At 64.0% G+C, this 23,823-nt stretch carries 17 protein-coding genes and 1 pseudogene; 9 read left to right on the top strand and 9 right to left on the bottom strand.

Translation table 11 applies throughout. From position 1 onward, the window contains the following. Positions 1 to 211 precede the first annotated feature (211 nt). The 7 genes and pseudogenes from PG896_RS00005 (at position 212) to pepE (ending at position 8,225) form a co-directional block, all read left to right on the top strand. Positions 212 to 484: a hypothetical protein gene (locus PG896_RS00005; RefSeq protein WP_010673275.1), complete on the top strand. Its 273-nt coding sequence runs from the start codon at positions 212 to 214 to the stop codon at positions 482 to 484. A gap of 100 nt (positions 485 to 584) precedes the next feature. Further along, positions 585 to 1,316: an EAL domain-containing protein gene (locus tag PG896_RS00010; RefSeq protein ID WP_111896420.1), complete on the top strand. Its 732-nt coding sequence runs from the start codon at positions 585 to 587 to the stop codon at positions 1,314 to 1,316. A gap of 82 nt (positions 1,317 to 1,398) precedes the next feature. After that, a pseudogene (locus tag PG896_RS00015) lies at positions 1,399 to 2,704 on the top strand (endonuclease/exonuclease/phosphatase family protein). A gap of 154 nt (positions 2,705 to 2,858) precedes the next feature. Then, positions 2,859 to 4,553 (top strand): sensor histidine kinase, encoded by a 1,695-nt coding sequence (locus tag PG896_RS00020; RefSeq protein ID WP_111896405.1) that lies wholly within the window; start codon positions 2,859 to 2,861, stop codon positions 4,551 to 4,553. Continuing rightward, entirely contained in the window at positions 4,547 to 5,284 is a 738-nt protein-coding gene (gene btsR / locus PG896_RS00025) for a two-component system response regulator BtsR (RefSeq protein ID WP_111896406.1), read from the top strand. The genes PG896_RS00020 and btsR overlap by 7 nt, the downstream gene beginning before the upstream one ends. 187 nt (positions 5,285 to 5,471) lie before the next feature. After that, the gene (locus PG896_RS00030; RefSeq protein ID WP_104454666.1) at positions 5,472 to 7,280 is read left to right on the top strand and encodes a carbon starvation CstA family protein; all 1,809 of its coding nucleotides are present in this window, start codon (positions 5,472 to 5,474) and stop codon (positions 7,278 to 7,280) included. 216 nt (positions 7,281 to 7,496) lie between these two features. After that, positions 7,497 to 8,225 carry a dipeptidase PepE gene (gene pepE, locus PG896_RS00035; RefSeq protein WP_042074906.1) on the top strand — a complete coding sequence of 243 codons (729 nt, stop codon included), beginning with the start codon at positions 7,497 to 7,499 and terminating at the stop codon, positions 8,223 to 8,225. 379 nt (positions 8,226 to 8,604) lie between these two features. On the opposite strand, the gene PG896_RS00040 is transcribed toward pepE, so the two are convergent. The 8 genes from PG896_RS00040 to nosR all read right to left on the bottom strand — a co-directional run bounded on the left by PG896_RS00040 (position 8,605) and on the right by nosR (position 17,047). Beyond that, entirely contained in the window at positions 8,605 to 8,922 is a 318-nt protein-coding gene (locus PG896_RS00040; RefSeq protein ID WP_042074913.1) for a c-type cytochrome, read from the bottom strand. Positions 8,923 to 9,048: 126 nt separating this feature from the next. Beyond that, positions 9,049 to 9,198 carry a twin-arginine translocase TatA/TatE family subunit gene (tatA, locus tag PG896_RS00045; protein WP_042074916.1) on the bottom strand — a complete coding sequence of 50 codons (150 nt, stop codon included), beginning with the start codon at positions 9,196 to 9,198 and terminating at the stop codon, positions 9,049 to 9,051. Between the two features lie 63 nt (positions 9,199 to 9,261). After that, a complete protein-coding gene (locus tag PG896_RS00050) occupies positions 9,262 to 9,801 on the bottom strand; it encodes a nitrous oxide reductase accessory protein NosL (RefSeq protein WP_111896407.1) in 540 nt (179 codons plus the stop codon). A gap of 24 nt (positions 9,802 to 9,825) precedes the next feature. Further along, positions 9,826 to 10,656 (bottom strand): ABC transporter permease, encoded by an 831-nt coding sequence (locus PG896_RS00055; protein ID WP_111896408.1) that lies wholly within the window; start codon positions 10,654 to 10,656, stop codon positions 9,826 to 9,828. Beyond that, positions 10,653 to 11,579, bottom strand: coding sequence for an ABC transporter ATP-binding protein (locus PG896_RS00060; RefSeq protein ID WP_111896409.1), 927 nt, complete (start codon positions 11,577 to 11,579; stop codon positions 10,653 to 10,655). Before PG896_RS00060 ends, PG896_RS00055 begins: the two co-directional genes overlap by 4 nt. After that, on the bottom strand, positions 11,576 to 12,910 hold the full coding sequence (locus PG896_RS00065) for a nitrous oxide reductase family maturation protein NosD (protein ID WP_223930485.1): 1,335 nt from the start codon (positions 12,908 to 12,910) through the stop codon (positions 11,576 to 11,578). Before PG896_RS00065 ends, PG896_RS00060 begins: the two co-directional genes overlap by 4 nt. 55 nt (positions 12,911 to 12,965) lie before the next feature. Beyond that, complete coding sequence (nosZ, locus tag PG896_RS00070) at positions 12,966 to 14,873, bottom strand: TAT-dependent nitrous-oxide reductase (protein WP_202211617.1); 1,908 nt, start codon at positions 14,871 to 14,873, stop codon at positions 12,966 to 12,968. A gap of 65 nt (positions 14,874 to 14,938) precedes the next feature. Further along, positions 14,939 to 17,047, bottom strand: coding sequence for a transcriptional regulator NosR (nosR, locus tag PG896_RS00075; protein ID WP_234823639.1), 2,109 nt, complete (start codon positions 17,045 to 17,047; stop codon positions 14,939 to 14,941). A gap of 362 nt (positions 17,048 to 17,409) precedes the next feature. Between nosR and fumC the strand changes: the two genes are divergently transcribed. After that, positions 17,410 to 18,801 (top strand): class II fumarate hydratase, encoded by a 1,392-nt coding sequence (gene fumC, locus PG896_RS00080; protein WP_270835262.1) that lies wholly within the window; start codon positions 17,410 to 17,412, stop codon positions 18,799 to 18,801. Positions 18,802 to 18,932: 131 nt separating this feature from the next. Here the strand turns inward: fumC and PG896_RS00085 are convergent, their stop codons facing one another. Further along, positions 18,933 to 19,370, bottom strand: a complete 438-nt coding sequence (locus PG896_RS00085) for a VOC family protein (RefSeq protein WP_270835264.1) — start codon at positions 19,368 to 19,370, stop codon at positions 18,933 to 18,935. A gap of 399 nt (positions 19,371 to 19,769) precedes the next feature. Here PG896_RS00085 and putA point away from each other — a divergent pair, with 399 nt between their 5' ends. Next, positions 19,770 to 23,717: a trifunctional transcriptional regulator/proline dehydrogenase/L-glutamate gamma-semialdehyde dehydrogenase gene (gene putA, locus PG896_RS00090; protein WP_270835266.1), complete on the top strand. Its 3,948-nt coding sequence runs from the start codon at positions 19,770 to 19,772 to the stop codon at positions 23,715 to 23,717. Positions 23,718 to 23,823 lie beyond the last annotated feature (106 nt).

The raw sequence follows: 23,823 nt of genomic DNA on the forward strand, positions 1-23,823 counted from the left end.
CCGAGCGGCCAAAGGGATCAGACTGTAAATCTGACGGCTCTGCCTTCGAAGGTTCGAATCCTTCTCCCTCCACCATCCTTCAGACAACCCGGCCTCGCGCCGGGCTTTCGCTTTTCTGGATAGAATCCATATGGCGCTGTCAGATCTGACAATTGCCCTTCCCGCACTTTTTAGCAACAGTGGAGCCTCATGTCGCAAGGAGTGCACACAGATGTTTGAAATCTGGGATGAAACGGGTCGCGAGCACGGGCTGACACTGCCCGAGCTGCAACTGCGGCTGCGGGATTATCAGGGAGACGTGATGGTGCGCTACCTCAACCGCCTCGGCCTGCCGAGCACCCTCTTCCTGACCATCCGTCAGGGATGCGCCTATCAGCGCTTCAAGGCGGGCTCCCCCATGCTCGACTGGTCCTGGCTTGCCCAGGCCATGCACGCAGCCCCCCTGGCTGGCGCCGCACCTGCACAGGGCCATGCCCTTCCCTGACCCCCTCCTTCCTGCCCACGCCCATTATCAGACTCTTCCTACAGCCTCCCTTTAGACCCTCCCTGTATGATGCGCAGCCATGTTCCGTCAGGTGAGAGCCATGTTTGCGTTCAAAGAAGAGTATCCCGTGAGTGCCATGGTCAGCATGGCGGATATCGTCGTCCCCTTTTACCAGCCCATCATCGGCCAGGATCGTCAGGTCAAGGGGTATGAGGTGCTGGCCAGACGCTGGGATGCCGGCAGCCAGGGTTATCAGGGCATCGATTTTGCCGCCCTCGGCGAAGATGACGCTCTGCACCTGGATATCGTCATGCTCAGGGCCATCATGCGCGATCTGCCCGTGCTCGCCCAAAAAGGTCCCTATGCGCTCTCCATCAACCTCAATCCGGCGCTCTCCAGCCCCACCTACCGCAATCTGCTGTTGCTGGTGCTGCTCCAGGCCCGCAAGCTGGGGATCGACATCTGGTTCGAGGTGCTGGAGCACGTCAGGATCAAACACCAGCACAGGGAGATGATCGAGGTGTTGCGGGCCCATGGCGCCCACATCGCCTGTGACGACTTCGGCTCCCTGGCGTGCAATTTCCAGCGCCTGATGATGCTCCCCTACGAGATCGTGAAGCTGGATCGTTCCCTGCTGCTCCAGGCTGTACGCAGCACCCACGCCCTCAACATGCTGACAGGTCTGGTGAAATACCTGCAACGACTCGGCATGGCCGTGGTGTGCGAGGGGGTGGAGACCCAGGCCCATATCGAGGTGGCGAACCGGCTGGGCTGCGACTACCAGCAGGGCTACGCCTACGCCATGCCCTCCCCTCTCTCCCGCTGGGCCTGAGCCGAGCGCTTGCGTGTCACGGGGGAAACCCGGGCACCTTTCCCATGAAATTCGGCAGGGTGCTGCCATTTTCCTGCCAAAGATGGCAGGCTGTCCCGGCCACACTGACGCCGAGGCCCGCCATGGTTCGCTTTGCCACCTTCAATCTCGCCTTCGATCGCACTGCACCCGGCATGCTGGGGGAAGAGCTCGCCCTGACCCGCACCGAGCAGGATGCCCTGCTGGCCCGCCTCGCCGACGGCACCTTGAGCGGCGCCGAGAAGACCAAGGCCCTCGACGTGCAGCAGATCCGCAACATCGCCGAAATCCTCCAGCGCACCTGGCCGGACGTGTTGCTGCTGAGCGAATTCGACAATGACGGCAAGGGCCGCGACACCACGGACCTCAACGCCTTCAACGACAACTACCTGGCCCACGCCCAGCACGACGAGGTGACCGCCATCAGCTACCCGGTGCTGCAGAACTTCGCCACCAACACCGGCCTGATGAGCGGCCACGACCTCAACCTGGATGGCAGAGTGAGCGGGCCGGACGACGCCTGGGGCTTTGGCAACTATCACGGCCAGTACGCCTTCGCCGTGATGTCCCAGTACCCCATCGATACCAAACAGATCCGCACCTTCCAGACATTCAAGTGGAAGGAGATGCCGGGCGAAGCGAACCCCGTCATCGACGACTGCCACAACCCCAGGGTACCGATCCCGAACGGCCGCCAGTGCGGCGATGCCTGGTATGACGACGCCGCCTGGCAGGCGCTCCCCCTCTCCTCAAAGAACCACGCCGACGTGCCGGTGCGCATCAGGCAGGGAGACAGGGAGGAGGTGCTCCACTTCCTTATCTCCCACCCGACCCCGCCCATCTTCGGCAACGCGGCGCGCCACAACGTCAAACGCAACCGTGCGGAGATCGCCTTTTGGCAGGACTATGTGGCAGGGGCTAGCTACATGGTGGATGACGCCGGCAAGGCGGGTGGCCTGCCCGAGGGCGCCAGGTTCGTCATCGCCGGGGATCTCAACGCCGATCCCCAGATTGGCGATGGGGATCTCACCGCCATTCAGGCGCTGCACAACCATGTGCTGGTCAACCAGGCCGTCACCAACGGCGCCCTGATCCCGGTCAGCCAGGGCGGCCCCGAGTGCCTCGCCAGCCATCCGGATCAGTGCAAGCGCAACAACAACCGCCCCACCCCGGAGCGCATCACCAGCAGCAGCGGCCTGCAGCTCGACCACGTGCTGCCCTCCGCCAACCTGAACGCGGTCGCCTCCGGCGTGTTCTGGCCGGCCAGCTTCGAACCTGGCTACCACCTGGTGTATGACCCCAAGCTCGGCATCGCCAAGGGAGTCAGCTCGGATCACCGCCTGGTATGGGTCGACGTCGCACTCGATTGACCGGCAGACAGGGCGAAGGGATGCCTTTGGCTCAGGGTGCCGGCAAATCTGTGCGCAGGCGCACTATTCCGGCGCCCGCGGCTTGCAGCGCAAATCGGGGTTTGCTAATACTCCGCGTCCATTGGATGAGCATCCCCTTTCGAGATAGTGTGCCGTGGCTTTCGAACAATTCGCGCTCGTGATATCTCTCTTCCAGCAGCTCTGCGTCTATCTGGTGATCGCCTGGCTGCTCTCCAAGACGCCGCTCTTCATGCCACTGACTCAGGTGACACTGAGCTGGCCCCACAAGATCCTCTGCTACCTCATCTTCTCCGGCTTCTGCGTGATGGGCACCTACTTTGGCCTCAGGATCGAGGACTCCATCGCCAATACCCGCGCCATCGGCGCCGTGCTCGGCGGCATCGTCGGCGGCCCTGTGGTGGGGCTGCTGGTGGGGCTCACCGGCGGCATCCATCGCTACTCGCTGGGGGGCTTTACCGCCCTGGCCTGCACCTTCTCCACCATCGCCGAAGGGCTGCTCGGCGGCCTGGTGCACCGCCACTTCGTCGCCCGCCACCGGCTCGATCTGCTGTTCAGCCCCTGGGTGGTGGGATCTGTGGCCCTCATCGCCGAGCTGATGCAGATGGGCATCATCTTGCTGGTGGCCCGTCCGTATGACGACGCCGTCCACCTCATCGAGAACATCATCGCCCCCATGCTGGTGGCCAATACCCTGGGGGCCGCCATGTTCATGCGGATGATCCTCGATCACCGCGCCATGCTGGAGAAGTACTCGGTCGCCTTCTCCGCCCGCGCCCTCAAGATCGCCGAGCGGGCGATGCGGGTGCTGGACAAGGGGTTCACCCAGGAGGCGTGCCAACAGATGGCGCGCATCCTCTACGAAGAGACCGGGGTGGGCGCGGTGGCCATCACCGATCGGGAGAAGCTGCTCGCCTTCATCGGCATCGGCGAGGATCACCACCTGCCGGGCACCGCCATCAACTCGGCCCACACCTTCAAGGCGATCCAGCACAACGAGGTGGTCTATGCCGACGGCAACCTCATCCCCTACAGCTGCAACCTGCATCCCCAGTGCCGGCTCGGCTCCTCGCTGGTCATTCCGCTGCGTGGGGAAGAGGGGTCGGTGGTGGGCACCATCAAGCTCTACGAGCCCAAGCGCAAGTTCTTCTCCTCCATCAACCGCACCCTGGGAGAGGGGATCGCCCGGCTGCTCTCCGGCCAGATCCTGGCCAGCAAGTACAACGAGCAGAAGCGGCTGCTGGCCCAGTCGGAGATCAAGCTGTTGCAGGCGCAGATCAACCCGCACTTTCTGTTCAACGCCCTCAACACCCTGGCGGCGGTGATCCGGCGCGACCCCGAGGATGCCCGCACCCTGGTGCACCACCTCTCCACCTTCTTTCGCAAGAACCTCAAGCGCCAGGGTGACGAGGTGACCCTGGCCGACGAGCTGGAGCACGTGAACGCCTACCTGCACATCGAGCAGGCCCGCTTCGCCGAGCACCTGAGCGTGCAGATCCAGATTCCCGAGCCGCTGCTGGAGTACCGGCTGCCCACCTTCTCCCTGCAGCCCATCGTCGAGAACGCCATCAAGCACGGTATCTCCCAGATGTTCGAGCCGGGCAGGCTGACCCTGACGGCGCGGCAGGAGGACGAGCAGCTGGTGCTGGAAGTCGAGGACAACGCCGGCCTCTATCAGGCCAAACGGGAGGAGAGCGGCCTTGGCATGAACATAGTGGACCGGCGCATCAAGGCCCGTTACGGCGCCGAGTACGGGGTCACCATTCACTGCGAGCCCCATCAATCCACCCGGGTGAGGATCACCCTTCCCCTGCAGGAGAGCCCATGCTGACTGCCCTGATCGTCGACGATGAACCCCTCGCCCGCGAGGAGCTGAGACTGCTGCTGGAGCAGGCGGGCAACATCCGTCTGCTGGGGGAGTGTGCCCATGCCATGGAGGCGCTGCCCGCCATCCATCGCCTCAAGCCGGATCTGCTGTTTCTCGACATCCAGATGCCGCGCATCAGCGGGCTGGAGCTGGTGAGCATGCTGGATCCGGATCTGCGCCCCCACATCGTTTTCATCACCGCCTACGACGAGTTTGCCCTGCGCGCCTTCGAGGAGAACGCCCTCGACTACCTGCTCAAACCGGTCACGGCACAGCGGCTGAACAAGGCGCTGGAGCGCATCCACCGGCTGCTCTCCCCCAAAGGTGAGTTAACTGGCCAGCCGCTGCCGGACCCGACTCGCATCGCCCAGCCCCTGCGCAGCATCCCCTGCACCGGCCACAACCGCATCCTGCTGCTGCCCCTGGGCGAGGTGGAGTTCGTTCACAGCGATCTGGCCGGCAATAAGGTGGTGAGCGCCCAGCAGCAGGGCACCACGGAGCTGACCCTGCGCACCCTGGAGGAGAAGACCGGCTTCGTGCGCTGTCACCGCCAGTATCTGCTCAACCCAGGCCAGATCCGCGAGATCCTGCTGCTGGACGGTGGCCTGGCGGAGGTCGTGACTCAGGGCGGCCACAGGGTGCCGGTGAGCCGGCGCTACCTGAAACCCCTCAAGGAGCTGCTGGATATCCCCTGATGGGGCGGACCACTCTCCCGCTTCCCTCGCCCGCCTGCCCACCCGCCAAACCGCTCGGCGCCCCTTTTCTGCCACTCGCAGGCAACACCCCGCCACTGACCTTTTCTGCGCTCCCCTTTCCCCACCGCTTGCGTAGAGTGCAGCCTGAGCCCGGCCAGAGTGGCCGTTGGAAAAGGAAACTCCCATCATGCAACACGCAATCACTTTCGTCATTGCGGCCCTCTGCATCCTCGCCATCGCCTATCGCCTCTACGGCGTGTTCTTTGTGCGCAAGGTGCTGCGGGCCGACGACAAACTGGTCACCCCCTCCCACGAGCTGGAAGATGGCAAGAACTATGTGCCGACCAACAAGTGGGTCAACTTCGGCCAGCACTTCGCGGCCATCGCCGCCGCCGGCCCCCTGGTGGGCCCCGTACTGGCGGCCCAGTACGGCTACCTGCCGAGCTTTCTCTGGCTGCTGATCGGCTGCGTCATCGGCGGCGCGGTGCACGACACCGTGGTGCTGTTCGCCTCCATGAAGCATCAGGGCAAGTCTCTCTCCGAGGTGGCCAAGGCCGAGCTCGGCCCCATCGCAGGCTGGTGCACGGGTCTCGCCATGCTGTTCATCATCACCATCACCATGGCGGGTCTCTCCATGGTGGTGGTGCACGCGCTGGAACGTAACGCCTGGGGCGTGTTCGCGGTCTTCATGACCATCCCCATCTCCATGGTGGTGGGGATCTGGCACAAGCTGACCGGCAACCTGCAAGCCGCCTCCTGGGTGGGCTTCATCGCCGTGCTGGCCTGCGTCTTCTTCGGCCCCTACGTGCAGGAGAGCGCCTTTGGTGCCTGGCTGACCCTGCGTGCCGAGACTATCAGTCTGGCGCTGCCGATTTACGCCTTCTTCGCCACTGCACTGCCGGTCTGGTTGCTGCTCACCCCGCGCGGCTACATCTCCAGCTTCATGAAGATCGGCGTGTTCGGTGCCCTGGTGATCGGCGTCATCTGCATCAACCCCGAGATCCAGTTCCCCGCCATGACCCAGTTCGTCCACGGCGGTGGCCCGGTACTGGGCGGCCCGGTCTGGCCCTTCATCTCCATCACCATCGCCTGCGGCGCCATCTCCGGCTTCCACGCCTTCATCGGCTCAGGCACCACCCCGAAACTGGTGGACAAGTGGAACGACATCCTGCCGGTCGCCTTCGGTGCCATGCTGGCCGAGTGCGTGGTGGGCGTGATGGCGCTGATCGCCGCCACCGCCCTGCACCCGGCGGATTACTTCGCCATCAACGCCACTCCGGAGGCCTTCGCCAAGCTGGGGATGCAGGTGGTGGATTTGCCCTTCCTCTCCCAGGAGATCGGCATGGATCTGAACGGCCGCACCGGCGGCGCCGTCACCCTGGCGGTGGGCATGTCCTACATCTTCACCAAGGTGCCCTGGTTCAGTAACCTCGCCTCCTACTTCTTCCAGTTCGTGGTGATGTTTGAAGCGGTGTTCATCCTGACCGCCGTCGACTCCGGCACCCGGGTCTCCCGCTACCTCATTCAGGACTTCTTCGGCGAGTTCTACCCGCCCCTCAAGCGCATCGACTGGATGCCGGGCGCCATCGGGGCCAGCGTGCTCGCCTGCGTCATGTGGGGGTATCTGCTGATGTCCGGCGATATCGGCTCGGTATGGGCCCTGTTCGGGGTATCGAACCAGCTGATGGCCTCGGTGGGCCTCATCATAGGTGCCACCATCATCCTGCGCCTCGCCAGCAAGCGCCGCTATATGCTGACCTGCCTGATCCCGCTGGCCTACCTGTTCGTGACCGTCAACTACGCCGGTTACTGGATGATGCGCAACGTCTACTTCAACTCGGCCGCCAAGGGCTACAACCCGATGAACGGCGCCATCTCCCTCATCATGCTGGTGCTGGGGGCGCTGATCCTGATCTCCGCCCTGCGCAAGTGGAGCGAGCTGTGGAAGCTGCGCCAGCAGCCCGAGTTCCGGGTGGCCGAGGCGACCGCCTCCTGATCCGTCCAGCCCTCCTCGGACCCCGCCTCGGCGGGGTCTTTCATTGGCGCTGCGCATTCATCCATTGGCATTGACCCGCCCCTTCGCAGTGGTTGAATGGGTCCCCGGATCACAGAACCGCCCAGCCCGGGGTGCTAGCATGCCCCGACGGCCACTTGGCCGCACCGGCCCAAGTGATCCTCCCTCCTCCGCTTTCACCCTTTGAGGACAGCTTTCATGGAACTGCTTCTGCTCAGCAACGGCAAAACCACAGAACACCCCGGCCTGCTCGGCTGGGCCCGGGAGCGGGTACGAACCCTGCTCGCCCGCAAACAGGTCAAGCGCATCCTGCTCATCCCCTACGCGGTGATCCGCAGCGACTGGGACGCCCGCGCCTTCGAACTCAGCGAGAGCCTGGGGGTGAAGGCCATCAGCATCCACCAGTTCGACGATCCGGTGGATGCCATCCAGCGGGCCGACGCCATCTTCATCAGCGGCGGCAACACCTGGCGCCTGAACCAGCTGCTGCACGAATACGGCCTGGTGGTGCCCATCCAGCGTGCCGTGCGCGAGCGAGGCGTGCCCTATGTGGGCTGGAGCGCCGGCTGCAACGTGGCTACCCCCAGCATCCGCACCACCAACGACATGCCGGTGTGCAGCGCCGCCGTGCTACCGGCGCTGGGCCTGTTCCCCCTGCAGATCAACCCCCACTACCTGGATGCCGGCATCAGCGGCCACATGGGGGAGACCCGGGACGAGCGCCTCGCCGAGTTCTGCGCCATCAACCCGAGCGAGCATGTGGTGGCCCTGCGCGAGGCCAGCCTGCTGCAGATCAGCGGCGACACCATCGAGTACTGGAGCGCTCGGGGCGAGGGCTTCAAGATCTTCAAACACGGTGAAGCGTCCCAGGAGTTTATGGACGCCGCCCCGCTGGCCAAGCTGACCCCCTTCACCCCCAGGATCTGACGCGACTGGCATCGCCAGATCTGATGCATCAATGAAAAGAGGGATGGCCCACGCCATCCCTCCCGTTTTCTTCGGCTCGCCAACGACAGACCCCACCCTGTGTGGCCTCCGCATAGAGGAAGTCAGGGAGGCGACGATCATCGGCGGCCTGGTTCACGAGAGGGTCGTCGGGACTGCCGGGCATCGGCATAGACAGGGGGCGGGGAACCTGGGTGCGCGTCGGGAGAGATGACGGGCGCCGGACACTCATCATGTGGAGCACCGGCATCGTCTCTTGAGGTGGAAAGAGAGCGGGACCCGATGGTCAGAGGGTGATCCTAGCGGCAAGGTCCCGGATCCCCCCTGACTCAACATCGGCCCAAGTGCGAGCCGACACGACTCATTTTTTCTGACTGAGCACCCATTCGGCCAAGGTCTTGGCCTCGTCTTCCGTGACGGCGTTGGCCGGCATGGGCACGGCACCCCAGGTGCCCTGGGTGCCATTCTTGATGCGACCGGCCAGCAGGGTGGCGGCGTCCTTCTGCCCTGCATACTTGGCGGCTACATCCGTGAAGGCGGGGCCGACCAGCTTGGAGTCCACCATGTGGCAGCCCACGCAAGGCTTGCTCCTGAACAGCGCCTCGCCATCTTGCGCCATCGCCGGTTGCAGGCCGAACACAGAACCCAGTACTAACAGTGAAAGCACGCTTTTTTTCATGTTGGTATTTCCTTTTGTTGATGGAGGCGGCAACGCCCCCGCTTGGTATCCGGCCTCCCAATCCCGGTCACGCTGGCGGCCCGGCGCGACCAACGGCATCAGATATCGGGCGCGGATAATGTTCTCTTACTGGCTCTCTTTATCGCCCAGCATGTTGCGAAATCCCCGCACGGCATTGCCCAGATCCGAACCGATGCCACGCAGGCGTCCAGTGCCAAACAACATGATGACAATGGCGAGAATGATCAAAAGCTTCCAAACACTGATCCCCATCATGGGAGCATCCTCTTGCGATCTAATGAGTGATAAGGGTGAAAAAATGTGGTCGATGCCAGCCGATCAATGGGCCGCCGGGCCGCCGTGCGACTCGGCCTGATGGGACTCGGGTTGCAGCAAGGCGAGATCTATCTGCCCGAATCGCACCAGCCTGCCGCCCTGTTTGGCGGCGAACGCCTTGGCATCCTCTTCGCGGGCGAACGAGGCCAGTGCGGCCCCCATGGCCCCCTTCAGGTTTGCGCCGACGACATAAAAGGCCTGGCGGGCGTCGATCAGGGCGTCATCATGAGGTTTCTCCCAGGTCGAGCGCGCCATGTCGTGCACATAGAGGGTGATATCTTGTCCCCGGTTTTCCGGTTGCAACCACCAACCGAACAGCTCGGCCGTGGAGCAGAACTTCATCGCCCCCTGTTTGCCCACCGCCTCCCCCTTGGGGCCGGGAAAGTCACCGATCGCCATGCCGCAGACGTGACACTCGTCGCCGGAGTGAAAGGCGACCGGCTCATAAACCTGTCGATCCGAGCCGGCATCGTTGCAACCGGCCAGCGCAAGCAGCAGGGCCATCAGGCTGCCTTTGAGATAAAAACCATTTGAATTCAGCATATTAATATCCTTGTTATACCCGGCTCAGAGCGAGCGACGACGAAACACGGCATAAGCCAGCCACAGCGACACGCCGACCCACAACAGCAGGCAGAGCCCGAGCAGCTCGCTGGGAAAGGGCAATTCGCTCCCCAAAGAAAGAACCCCCAGCCCGCCACTCTCCCCCTCGAAGCCGGAGAGGTTGATCAGCCGGTAGATGTCCGCCGGATTGAGCAACAGCAGCCAGGGCAGGAGGGTGGCGCTGAAGTGCCCCTCGCTCAGCACCAGCAAGGCCAGCAGCAGCAGATCGAACACCAGCACGAACAGGAACCAGACGCCCAGCGCCAGCCCGGCGGCCCGGGACTTCTCGCTGACCTTGCTGCTCAGTACATAGGCCATGGCGAGGAAGACCCAGCCCAGCAGGGTCGACGACACCATGAAACGGCCGAACGCCCAGACCAGGGTGGAGAGGGAGATATCCTCCACCAGCACGGCGATGGCCAGGGCGGCGCAGCCAAAGCCGAGCAGCGTCGCCAGCGCCAGGATCAGGCCATGGCCGACAAATTTGCCCATCAGGATCTGGCCGTGACCGAGGGGGTATGTCAGCAGTAGCATCAGGGTGCCGCTCTCCTCCTCACCGACGATGGCATCATAGGCCAGCAGCAGGGCGATCAGGGGCATCAGGAAGGTGGCGAGGCTCGCCAGACTCGCAATGGTGGCGGGGATGGAGGTAAAGCCCAACTGGCCGGAGGCAGCGGCGCCGAGCCAGGCGATGCCGACCGCCAGCACCGCAAACAGCAGGGTGATGGCCAGCAGCCAGCGGTTGCGCAATCCATCGCTGAACTCCTTGCGGGCAATGTTCCAGACCTGATTCATGGCTGAACCTCCTTGCGGTTCGCCTGATCGGCGCGCGCCATGTAGTGGCAATAGAGATCTTCCAGCGAGGGTTGATGCACCTCGATATCGCCCGGTTCGCATTCACGCAATAACTCGCGCAGCAGCGCCAGCTTGTGGCCGTTGTGCACCACCACTTCCAGGCTCTGTGTATCGAGCAGGCGCGTCTGGTGGCCAGCCCCCTGCCAGCGGTCACGCCAATGGTTGCCGTCCGCCAGCCCGTGAACGCGCATCCGTACCGGCAAGCCGGTGTCGGCGCGCAGCTGGGCGAGGTCGCCCACGGCTTGCAAGCGGCCGCCGGCCAGAATGGCGACGCGATTGAGGTGGGCCTCCACCCCGGCGAGCGCGTGGGAGCAGAGGATGATGCTGGTGCCCCCCTGGCGCAGGCGATCGATCAGCTGATAGAGCTCATGGGTGGCGATGGGATCCAGCCCCACCGTGGGTTCATCGAGCAACAGCAGGCGCGGCTCGCCGAGCAGTGCCTGGGCCAGGCCGAGCCGCTGGCGCATCCCCTTGGAATAGGTCTTCACCCGGCGATCCGCCGCGTGGCCGAGCCCGACCTGATCCAGCAACACCGCCACCTGTTGGGGGGCCGCCCCCCGCAGACGGGCGAAATGGGCGAGGGTTTCCCGCCCCGTGAGCTGCGGATAGAAGGTCACGTTCTCCGGCAGATAACCGAGCTGACGCCGCACCTCGAGATCCTGCGGCTGGCCACCGAGCACCTCGACCCTGCCCTCGCTGGGCGTCAGCAGGCCGAGGATCAGCTTCATGCTGGTGGTCTTGCCCGCGCCGTTATGGCCAAACAGCCCCAGCACCTCCCCTTCGTGCAGACTCAGGTTCAAGTCCTGCAATATGGTCATGCCCGCGATGCGCTGGTGCACGCCCTGAATATCGACCGCCTTCATGAGGGATCCTCCTGTTTCTGATGCGCCTGGATGGCGGGAGGCCGCATCAGCGGGTGGCTATCCTGCACGCCGGGCGACTTGATGATGGGGAAGGCGCGCTGGGCCCAACGCAGCACCTCGATGCCGGGGCTGTTCATCAGCAGCCGAACCTGCGGGTAGAGCCAGAGCAGCCTGTCCACGTTGTCGTTCGGTTCGTAGGCCACCTCGCCCAGGCCATCGTCGTTGCGATCCCAGCCCAGATAATCGCTCCAGTAGTTGCCGCGCCCCTCCACCGACCACTCCTGGCGCCGGGAGGCGACATATTTGACCTGCTGCCGGTTGTTGATGAAGGCGTTGTCGCTGATGCGGTTATCCTCCGACCCGGCCGTGAGATGGATGCCGAGCGTGCTGTGCTCGAACCGGTTGCGCTCGATGCGGTTGAACAACGAGTTGTAGATAAACAGTGCCTTGCCCTCGGAGCCGGAGCTCGCGGTCATCGCCATGTCCTCACCCGAGCCGCCGTCACGCACCCCCGTGACCAGGTTGTCCGTGAGGGTGGAATAAGTGATGTAATTCATCAGGATCCCGTAATTTTGATCCTGCTCGGAGCGATTGCCGATCACGGTCAGCTTGCGACTCTGCATGAGCGCGTAACCGGTGCGGGTACGGCGGGTCAGGTTGCCCACCACCCTGTTGTCGTTGGAAAACATGTAATGAATGCCGTAGCGCAGATCTTCCAGCCGATTGCCTTCGAGGCTGTTGCCGTTGGAGGTGTCGATGTAGATGCCATCGCGGGCGTGGCGTACCCGATTGCCGATGACCCGCGCCCCGTGCACCGCATAGAGATGGATGCCGTTGCCGCGATCCTGGGAGCGGATCTGCGGATCTCCCTCGATGACATTCTCCAGCAGGCTGACGTTGCTCGTGCCATCCACCCAGATCCCGCTGGCCGGTCCCCGCATCCGGTTCGCCTGCACCCTGGCGCGGGTGGCTTCCCGCTGGATGAAGACGGCGGCATTGAGTTGGGTGAGGTTGTTACCCCAGTTCGTCAGGGTGCAACCCTGCACCGTCACGTCCGGCGCGGCGATGGTGAGGGCATTGCCCTCCCCCTCGGCATCGAGCACCGCCCCCGCCTCGCAACTGAGCGTCAGGGATGCTTCGATACGAAACTGCCCCCGATACTCGCCGGCAGGCAGACGCCAGTGCGCCTCACCATCGGGTTGCAGGGGCAGGGAGCGAATGGATTGAGGTGCCGCACAGGCGGCCCCGATGCAGGAACAGCCCAGCACCCACAGCGCAACGGTGCGCCAAAGCCGTCTTGGCAAAGCCGGTAAGACCGAGAGAGGGTTCATGTCCAACATCCTGAAAATGCGGGTGGTGCCGGCTCGGCACCACCCTGACCCATGGTCAGGCCGGTTCGACCAGCATGCGACCCACCATCTCCATGTGGAGCGCATGACAGAACCAGCTGCAATAGTACCAATGCAGGCCTGGCTTATCGGCGGTGAAGGTGATGGAGGAGGTCTGCTGCGGGCTGATCTCCATGCTGACGCCGTGGTTGACCATGACGAAGCCGTGGCTGACATCCTCGATCTGATCGATGTTGGTGATCACCACAGTGACCTCATCCCCCTGCTTGACCTTGAACTCGGTGATGCCGTAGGCCGGGGCCGACGAGGTCATATAGACCCGCACCTTGTTGCCATCGCGGATCACCTTGTTGTCGGTCTCCAGCTTGATGCCGTCCTTGGTCGCCATCTCGACGGTCGGGGCGAAGAAGGGGTCCTTGCGATCCCACAGCTTGCGGGTCTTGATCTGATCCCGGCGGGCCAGGATGCAGTCGTGGGGCTCGGCGAAGGTGGGGCCGTCATGCACCAGCTTCATCTCCTCGCCGGAGATGTCGATCAGCTGATCGTTTTCCGGATGGAGCGGGCCGGTGGGCAGGAAGCGATCCTTCGAGAACTTGCACAGCGCCACCAGCCACTTGCCATCGGCTTCGCTGGTCTCGGTCAGGGACGCATGGATGTGGCCGGGCTGGTACTGCACGTCGAGCTTCTGCCGGATGTAGTCCACCTTCTCGCCGTTGTAGGCGCGCACGGCGTCGGCCATGTTCCACTTCACGACCTGACTGTCGATGAACAGGGTGGTATAGGCGTTGCCGCGACCGTCGAAGGTGGTGTGTAACGGGCCCAGACCCAGCTCCGGCTCGGCCGCGATCACCTCGCGCGGATCCTTGAACTTGCCGGCGAACAGATCGTCGAGCTTGGCGATCTCGATCATGCTCACGGTCGGTGACAGCTTGCCGTTGGCGATGAAGTACTTGCCATCGGACGAGGTGTTGCAGCCGTGCGGGTTTTTCGGCACCGGGATGTAGCGGGTCAGCTCGGAACCTTCCCGACCATCCACCACCGGCACCTTGCTGTCACCCAGCGTCACGAACTTGCCCGCCTTGACGGCCGCCTCGATGCGCGGGATGTTGAAGACCACCACCCAGTCGCGCTCGTTGCGCATCATGCCGCCCAGATCGTAGGCCTTCTCCGAGTTGTAGCAGGTGGACGCCGCATAGGTGCCGGTGTAGTCGGCATCGGTGTTGTCCAGGTTGCCATCGACAATCACCTGGAAGGCCATCTCCATCTTCTCGGCGTCGATGACGTTGAACAGGGTGTAGCTGTTCTTGCTCTGCAGATCGAAGCTGGTGCCATCGTTGGGATGGGGGATCACGAATTCGGCGTTGGCAAACACGTACTTGGTGTGGGGCACCTTCTGCAGGCGCAGGCCGTGAATGGCCTGGACGTTGGGCACCGTCAGCATCTTGTCGCACTTCATGATGTCCAGCCGGATGCGGGCGACCCGGCTATTGGCCTTGTCGTTGATGAAGAGGTACTTGCCGTCGTACTTGCCGTCGGTCATGGAGATGTGGGGGTGATGGCAATCGCCATTCAGGAACCTGGCGCTCTCCCCCATGATGTGGCGGCTCTCGTTGGTCAGGCCCCAGCCGGTGGCGGAATCGATGTTGAACACCGGGATCCGCATCAGCTCGCGCATGGAGGGAATGCCCATGACCCGCACTTCGCCCTGGTGACCGCCACTCCAGAAGCCGTAGTAGTCATCCAGATCGCCCGGCGCGACATGAATGTTCTGCTTGGCCTCGGAGACGGCCGCCGCCCAGCTCTCCCGGCTCATCACCGCGCCACCAAAGGCCGTGGTCGCCAAGGCGGCCCCCGTCAGCGCACTCGCCCCCTTGAAGAAGCTACGACGGCTGAGGCCGCCTTGACTCAGCTCCTGCTCGGTGTTGTCAGGATACTTATCACTCATAAACCGACTCCTTTATCATTTTCAGACGGGGCGAACGGACTCGCCTCGCGATGGTTATTGGTTATTCAGGTTTCAATGGAGGTGACAGGTATCCGTTCAGTGCCCACCTGTCCTTGGGCGCCACGCTTGGCCTGCTTGTTTTTCATCACCAGTGGCAGGCACTTGCGCTCGTTGTGATAGGTCATCTGGCAATCGAGGCAATAGTGGCATTCGTTGGCATTGATCCGCCCATCCGGGTGGATGGCCTGGATCTCGCACTCCTTGGCGCAGAGCTGGCAGGGGCTGCCACACTCCTTGCGACGCTTGAGCCAGTCGAACTGGCGCAGCTTGGTGGGGATCGCCAGCGCGGCCCCCAGCGGGCAGATGTAACGGCAGTAGAGCTTGCGGGTGAAGAGGTTGATCACCAGCAGCAGCACGGCGTACAGCACGAACCACCACTGCCGATCGAAGCCGAGGATGATGGCCGTCTTGAAGGGCTCCACTTCGGCGGCCTGCTCGGCCATCTGCATCGACTCCAGCGAGATGCCGAACAGCACCAGCAGGATGATGTATTTGATGGCCCAGAGCCGTTCATGCACGGCGAAGGGCAGCTCGAACTGGCGGACCTTCAGCTTGCGGGCCCCTTCGTTGATCAGCTCCTGCAGGGCACCAAACGGGCAGAGCCAGCCACAGAAGACGCCGCGGCCCCAGAGCAGGATAGTGGCGGCGGCGAAGGTCCAGAGGATGAAGATGACGGGATCGGTGAGGAACAGCTCCCAGCGAAAATCCTGGAACAGCGCATGGACGAAGGTCAGCACATTGACCACCGAGAGCTGTCCCAGCGCATACCAGCCGATGTAGATCAGGGTGAACAGCAGGTAGCCACGGCGCAGCCAGTGCAGGAAATGGGGTCGCCGGGTGAAGCGATCCTGGAAGAACAGGATGGCGGTGAGCAGCAGCAGCGCGAGCCCGATGATGCCGATCTGCACGCTCTTCTGGTACCAGATCTTCGCCCACATCGGTCGCGCGGCCTCTTCGGCGGCGGCCAGCTCCTCGGCACTCGGCAGGGGCCTTGTCAGATAGGACTCGGGCAACTGGTAGGGGAGCTCGAAGCTGCTGAAGACACTCTTGATGGGGCCGGTCTGACGCCGCACCAGCAACTCCAGACTCCAGGGTGAACCAGGATCGAAGGCGGTATGGGCGCGGATGGTGAAGATGGCCATCTCGCCAAACGTCGGCATCCCCCCGGCGTAGACATCATCGAGGCGCTGGAAGTCCAGATCGCGGAAGCTGATGGTGTCGCCGAACTGGCGCAGTTGCACCCGATCGAAGATGCCGCCACGCACATAGCCCGATCCCTTGAAGGAGTACTCCCCGCTGCCCAGCACGGCGATGGCCTGCTCGCCGGTTTTGAGCCCCTCCATCAGTGCCCGGTACTGTTTTTCACCCAGCAGGTTGCGACCTATGGTCGGTGGGTTCAGATGAGTGACGTAGAGATCGATGAAGGTATCCTTGGCCCGCTCGGCCGGGGCGGTGCCGACACCTTCTGCCTCCGTCCCCTTGAACGCCTCGTCGACCTGACCACGGGTCAGGTGCAGCCGACGGATGGCACCATTGCCGGTGAGACCGGTCCAATCGAGGGGCTCATAGAGGTCGCTACGCACCAGGGCGGGCTTGGGTCTCGCCCCCCCCTCCTCCTTGACCAGCCCCAGGGACAGCGCGACCTTGTGCGCCCCGTGCATGACGATCTCGTTGACCACCATGGCGGTGACGGTCGCACCGGTGATGGCATCGATTGTGACCGCATCCGGGTCGCTGGAGTGGCCGACCACCACCCGTTGCCCGACGCCGACACCTTTGTATCCGGCGCTGAAGTCGTGCAGCTTCGCTTCCGGGATCCCCACCAGCAGGATCGGCTCATGGTGCTCGAGCACATAGGCATCGACGATCACACCCTTGGGGTCGAGCAGTATCTGCATGTTGATCGGCTTGCCCGAATAGGCGGGGATGTTGACGACATCGATGGTCTGGAAGGCATAGCCCGTCGGCTTGCCCCCTTTGGTCAGGGTGCGCACCTGATAGGGACCGCTGGCCTTGGAAATAATGGCGCCCGGAAAGAACTGCTCGATGCGGGTCTGCTCGACCGGGTACGTTTTGGCGGTGAGACTCAGGCTGGGGAGGAGCAGCAAGGTCATCAACAGCAATGCCCAGAGGCGGGATAACGAGAGCAATGGGTAAGGCCCTGATCGCATCATCATATTCATATGCCCCTTTCCGCCAGAGTCCCTTGAGATGCCAACCTGCGTTGCTGCCAAAATCCATGCCCTGCTCACAACGCTCAATGGTAACCATTTAAAACCCATGGCTAATGGAGATCAACCTAAATAGACAACTGAGTTGCATAATTGAAAGCACCATCACACTTATGCCCGCGAATCTCATGTCGGAGCGCAACCTTTGGTCATTGATCGGGTTGATGCCCTTTGTCGGACGGATACTGGCCTCGGCCACGCTTTATGGTCATGCTAGGGAACACCCAATCGGCAGGAGAGCGCAGATGAACATCAGGATGGAAAGAGACAGCCTGGGGGAGATAGCCGTCCCGGCGGACAGACTCTGGGGCGCCCAGACCCAGCGCTCCCTGCACCACTTCAACATCTCGGGGGAGCGCCAGCCCAGGGAGATCATTCATGCCCTGGCCCGCATCAAGTCCGCCTGCGCCCGGGTCAATCACGCCCTGGGACTGCTGCCCGCGCGCAAGGCCCAGGCCATCATGGCGGCCGCCGACGAGATCCTGTGCGGCCAGCACGACGCCGAGTTTCCCCTGATGGTGTGGCAGACCGGCTCCGGCACCCAGACCAACATGAACCTCAACGAGGTGCTGGCGAACCGGGCCAGCGAGCTGCTCGGCGGCCCCCGTGGCGAGGGGCGGCTGGTACACCCCAACGACGAGGTGAACAAGAGCCAGTCCAGCAACGACGTCTTCCCGAGCGCCATGAACCTGGCCGCCGTCACCGCCATCACGGGCCGGCTGCTGCCGGCGCTCGTCCCCCTGAAAGAGACCCTGGCGAGCAAGGCCGCCGCCTTCGACCACATCGTCAAGATTGGCCGCACCCATTTGCAGGATGCCACTCCCCTCACCCTGGGCCAGGAGATCTCCGGCTGGGTCGCCCAGCTCAGTCAGGGGGAGCGCCACATCCGGGCCGCCCTGCCCCATCTGTGCGAGCTGGCGCTGGGGGGCACGGCGGTGGGTACCGGCCTCAACTGTCCCCCAGGTTTTGCCGACGCGGTGGCCAGGACCCTGGCCGAGCAGACCGGTCTGCCGCTGGTGAGCGCTCCCAACAAGTTCGAGGCCCTGGCGGCAAGCGACGCCCAGGTCCATGCCCACGGCGCCCTCAAGACCCTGGCGGCCTCCCTGATGAAGATCGCCAACGACGTGCGCTGGCTCGCGAGCGGCCCCCGCAGCGGGCTGGGGGAGCTCATCATTCCGGAAAACGAGCCAGGCTCCTCCATCATGCCCGGCAAGGTCAACCCGACCCAGTGCGAGGCGCTCACCATGCTGTGCGCCCAGGTGATGGGCAACGATGTGGCCATCAACCTCGGCGGCGCCAGCGGCAACTTCGAGCTCAACGTGTTCAGGCCGATGATCGCTTACAACTTCCTGCAGAGCGTGCGGCTGCTGGCGGATGGCATGCAGAGCTTCCACGAGCACTGCGCCCTCGGCATCACGGCGAACCGGGCGCGCATCGACGAGCTGCTGACCCGCTCCCTGATGCTGGTGACGGCCCTTAACCCCCATATCGGCTATGACAAGGCGGCCGAGATCGCCAAGCGGGCGCACCATCAGGGACTGAGTCTGCGGGAGGCGGCCATTGCCTCGGGCTACCTCAGCGCGGAGCAGTTCGATGCCTGGGTGATCCCCGCTGACATGGTGGGTCGCACGTCATAAGGCAGCGCAGCGCACGGCAATCCCATGCCCGGGGCATACCAGCGCAGGTGGCAGGCGCAGCAAATAGGGACAGTGATGGGAAATAAAGATGAAAAGGGTGCCATGGCGCCCTTTTCATTGCAGATCTGCCGTCAGGTCTTGCTCTGGCAGTTGAACATCCAGTGGGTGCCGAACTTGTCCACCAGGGATCCGAAATAGGCCCCCCAGAACATCTCCGCCAGCGGCATCTCCACCTTACCCCCTTCGGCCAGGGCCGCAAACAGGCGATCGGTCTCGGCCCGACTGTCCGGCTCCAGGTTGAGGTAGCTGTTGTTGCCCTGCACCAGGGTGAAGCCCATGCTGGCCGGGGCATCTGTGCCCATCAGCACGTGGCCGCCGAGGATGGGCAGCGCCACGTGCATCACCAGCTCCCCGTCTTCCTCCGACAGGGGGGGCTGGTCCGGGCAGCCGGGGGAATCCTTGAAGCGGTGGATGGGACCGGCGAAGTCGCCGCCGAACACCTCGCGATAGAAGAGGAAGGCAGCCTCCGTCTCCCGGGCAAAATTGAGATAGGTACTGACACGCGCCATGGGTTTCTCCTTGTCACCGATAGCTGGCCCCTGTGGCCAGCTAACAGCATAGAAGAGCACGGGGCACCGTCAGGTGGCGATCCGGTCCCCCTCCCCGCCTGGGGGAGCCGCGCTCACAGCCCAGGTTCGGTCGAACACGCAAAAGTGCAACCCGATTCGCAGTGGGTTGCACCTCATGTAGGCATTCATAAGATGCATTGCCAACCCATTAATAATGCTGTGAAAAGCGGACAAGCGGCGGGCTTGAAAGGAGCCTGATGGAGACCGGATTCATGGAAGAATTCAACAATGTAACCAATACATTAAAATTTCTTGCTTGAAGGTTGCGCCTGGTTGCACCATCATCGGCGAAATTTAACCGTCCGGTAATATTGTTACCTTCTAGATACAGGAAGTCCCATGGCCACTACCACCCTCGGCGTCAAACTCGATGAAGCGACCCGCGACCGCCTCAAACAGGCTGCGCAGACCCTGGATCGCACTCCCCACTGGCTGATCAAGCAAGCCATCTTCACCTATCTGGAGCAACTGGATCGCGGTCTGACCCCGCCCGAGCACTCCGGGCTGGCTGCCGCCGCCGGGGAAGAGGCCGTCGAGACCCTGACCGAGCAGGGCATCCAGGTCTTCCTCGAGTTTGCCGAGAGCATTCTGCCCCAGTCCGTGCTGCGGGCCGCCATCACGGGGGCTTATCGCCGCCCCGAGACCGAAGCCGTCCCCATGCTGCTGGAGCAGGCCCGTCTGCCCAAGGAGAAGGCTGACGCGACCCAGAAGCTGGCCATGGGCATCGCCGAGAAGCTGCGCAACCAGAAGAGCGCCAGCGGCCGTCAGGGCCTGGTCCAGGGGCTGCTTCAGGAGTTCTCCCTCTCCTCCCAGGAAGGGGTGGCCCTGATGTGCCTAGCGGAGGCGCTGCTGCGCATCCCCGACAAGGCGACCCGGGATGCCCTCATCCGCGACAAGATAAGCGGCGGCAACTGGAGCCAGCACCTGGGCCAGAGCACCTCATTGTTCGTCAACGCAGCCTCCTGGGGTCTGCTCATCACCGGCAAGCTGGTGGCCACCCACAACGAGGCGGGCATGAACAGCTCCCTCAAGGGACTCATCGGCAAGGGGGGTGAGCCGCTCATCCGCAAGGGCGTCGACATGGCGATGCGCCTGATGGGTGAGCAGTTCGTCACCGGCGAGACCATCGCCGAAGCGCTGGCGAACGCAGGCGGCATGGAGAGCAAAGGGTTCCGCTACTCCTACGACATGCTGGGGGAAGCGGCCCTGACCGAGGAGGACGCCAAACGCTATCTGGCCTCCTACGAGCAGGCCATCCACGCCATCGGCAAGGCCTCCCATGGTCGCGGCATCTACGAGGGGCCGGGCATCTCCATCAAGCTCTCCGCCCTGCATCCGCGCTACAGCCGCGCCCAGTACGATCGCGTCATGGAGGAGCTCTACCCCACCTTGCTGGGCCTCACCCAGCTCGCCAGGCAGTATGACATCGGTATCAACATCGACGCCGAGGAGGCCGATCGCCTGGAGATCTCCCTCGATCTGCTGGAGAAGCTCTGCTTCGATCCGTCCCTCGCCGACTGGAACGGCATCGGCTTCGTCATCCAGGCCTACCAGAAGCGCTGCCCCTATGTGATCGACTACGTTATCGATCTCGCCAAGCGCAGCCGTCACCGCCTGATGATCCGTCTGGTGAAGGGCGCCTACTGGGACAGCGAGATCAAGCGCGCCCAGCAGGAAGGGCTGGAAGGCTACCCGGTCTATACTCGCAAGCCCTACACGGACGTCTCCTACCTCGCCTGCGCCCGCAAGCTGCTGGCGGTGCCCGAGGCCATCTATCCCCAGTTCGCCACCCACAACGCCCACTCCCTGTCTGCCATCTATCAGCTGGCGGGTCAGAACTACTACCCGGGTCAGTACGAGTTCCAGTGCCTGCACGGCATGGGTGAACCGCTCTACGAACAGGTGGTCGGCAAGGTGGCCGACGGCAAGCTGGGTCGCCCCTGCCGCATCTATGCACCGGTAGGCAGCCACGAGACCCTGCTCGCCTACCTGGTGCGCCGCCTGCTGGAGAACGGGGCCAACACCTCCTTCGTCAACCGCATCGCGGACAACAACATCTCCCTCTCGGACCTGGTGCAGGATCCGGTGCAGCAGATCGAGCAGATGGCCGCCCGTGAAGGGACCCTGGGTCTGCCCCATCCGCGCATCCCCCTGCCCCGGGATCTCTACGGCGAGGCGCGCCCGAACTCCGCAGGTCTGGATCTCGCGAACGAGCACCGCCTGGGGTCACTCTCCGCCGCCCTGCTCGCCAGCACCAACACCGCCTATCAGGCCGTGCCCATGCTGGGTTGCGACACCGAGGCGCCGACCCAGTTCCAGCCCGTGCTCAACCCGGCGGATCACCGCGATGTCGTCGGTCAGGTGAGCGAAGCCACGGTAGCGCTGGTGGACAAGGCGCTCGCCTGCTCCCTCACGAGCGGCCAGATCTGGCAGTCCACCCCGCCAGCCGAGCGGGCCGCCGTGCTGGACAGGGCAGCCGATCTGATGGAATCCGAACTGCAACCCCTGATGGGCCTGCTGGTTCGCGAATCCGGCAAGACCTTCGCCAACGCCATCGCCGAGGTGCGCGAGGCGGTGGACTTTTTGCGCTACTACGCCGCCCAGGCGCGCAACCACTTCGCCAACGACACCCACAGGCCGCTCGGCCCCGTGGTCTGCATCAGCCCCTGGAACTTCCCCCTGGCCATCTTCAGCGGCCAGGTGTGCGCGGCCCTGGCCGCCGGCAATACGGTGCTGGCCAAGCCTGCCGAGCAGACCCCCCTCATCGCGGCACAAGCGGTGCGCATCCTGCTGGAAGCGGGGGTTCCCGCCGGTGCGGTGCAACTGCTGCCGGGCCGTGGTGAGACCGTGGGTGCGGCGCTCATCGCGGACGAACGGGTGCGCGGCGTCATGTTCACCGGCTCCACCGAGGTGGCGGGCATCATCTCCTGCAACCTGGCCGGTCGCCTCGACGCCCAGGGTCGCACCATTCCCCTCATCGCCGAGACCGGCGGCCAGAACGCCATGATCGTCGACTCCTCCGCCTTGACCGAACAGGTGGTGATGGATGTCATCTCCTCGGCGTTCGACAGCGCCGGTCAGCGCTGCTCCGCCCTGCGAGTGCTGTGCGTGCAGGATGACGTGGCGGATCGGGTGATCCGGATGCTCAAGGGCGCCATGGCCGAGTACAAGGTCGGCAGCCCCGAGCACCTCTCCACCGACATCGGCCCCGTCATCGACGCCGAGGCCAAGACCAACATCGAACGCCACATCAAGGCCATGGGCGACAAGGGGCGCAAGGTGCACCAGATCGCTCGCACCCAGGGGGATGCCTGCAGCCGCGGCACCTTCGTGCTGCCGACCCTGATCGAGCTCGACAGCCTGGACGAACTGGGACGCGAAGTGTTCGGCCCTGTGCTGCACCTGGTCCGCTACCCGCGCACCCGGCTCGGGGAGCTGCTCGAGCAGATCAACGGCAGCGGTTACGGCCTGACCCTGGGTGTCCATACCCGCATCGACGAGACCATCGCCCAGGTGGTGAATGTGGCCAAGGTGGGCAACCTCTACGTCAACCGCAACATCGTAGGCGCCGTGGTCGGGGTGCAACCCTTCGGTGGGGAAGGGCTTTCCGGCACTGGTCCCAAGGCCGGTGGCCCGCTCTACATGTATCGCCTGCTCGGCGCCCGTCCCCAGGAGGCGGTGGCCAACCAGCTGCACCAGGAGTCCGGTGCCCTGCATGCCGAGGCGAAAGCCCCCCTCGTGGCCCTGCGCGACTGGGCGAGCAAGCAGGATCCGGCCCTCGCCGCCCTGTGCGATCACTACGCCGCGCTCTCCCAGAGCGGCCGTACCCAGTTGCTGACCGGCCCCACCGGCGAGCGCAACAGCTACAGCCTGCTGCCCCGGGAACGGGTGCTCTGTCTTGCCCAGGAGAAGGCCGACCTGCTGGCCCAGCTGGCCGCCTGTCTGGCGGTCGGCAGCCAGGTGCTGCTGCCGGACGATGCCCAGACACGCGCCCTGCTCTCTTCCCTGCCGACCGAGGCGCGGGATCCCATCGCGCTGGTGGCGGACTGGGCCACGGGGGAGACGGACTTCGATGCCCTGCTGCACCACGGCGACTCGGATCAGTTGCGGGAGGTGGGCAAGCTCGCCGCCGCGCGCCAGGCAGCCCGTAACGGCGCCATCATCGGTGTGCACGGCCTGCATCGCGGCGAGACCGACATCCCGCTGGAGCGCCTGCTCATCGAGCACGCCCTCTCGGTCAACACCGCCGCCGCCGGTGGCAACGCCAGCCTGATGACCATAGGCTAAGCGCCGCATAGTGACGGAGACTCAAGCCCCGCAGATGCGGGGCTTGTTCTTTCGTCTATGGGACACGCCCATGAAAAAGGCCGCCCTTGTCGGGGCGGCCTTTTTG

Origin of the sequence: Aeromonas sp. QDB30 (assembly GCF_027707645.1) — a bacterium.
GTDB classification, from domain to species: Bacteria; Pseudomonadota; Gammaproteobacteria; order Enterobacterales; family Aeromonadaceae; genus Aeromonas; species Aeromonas caviae.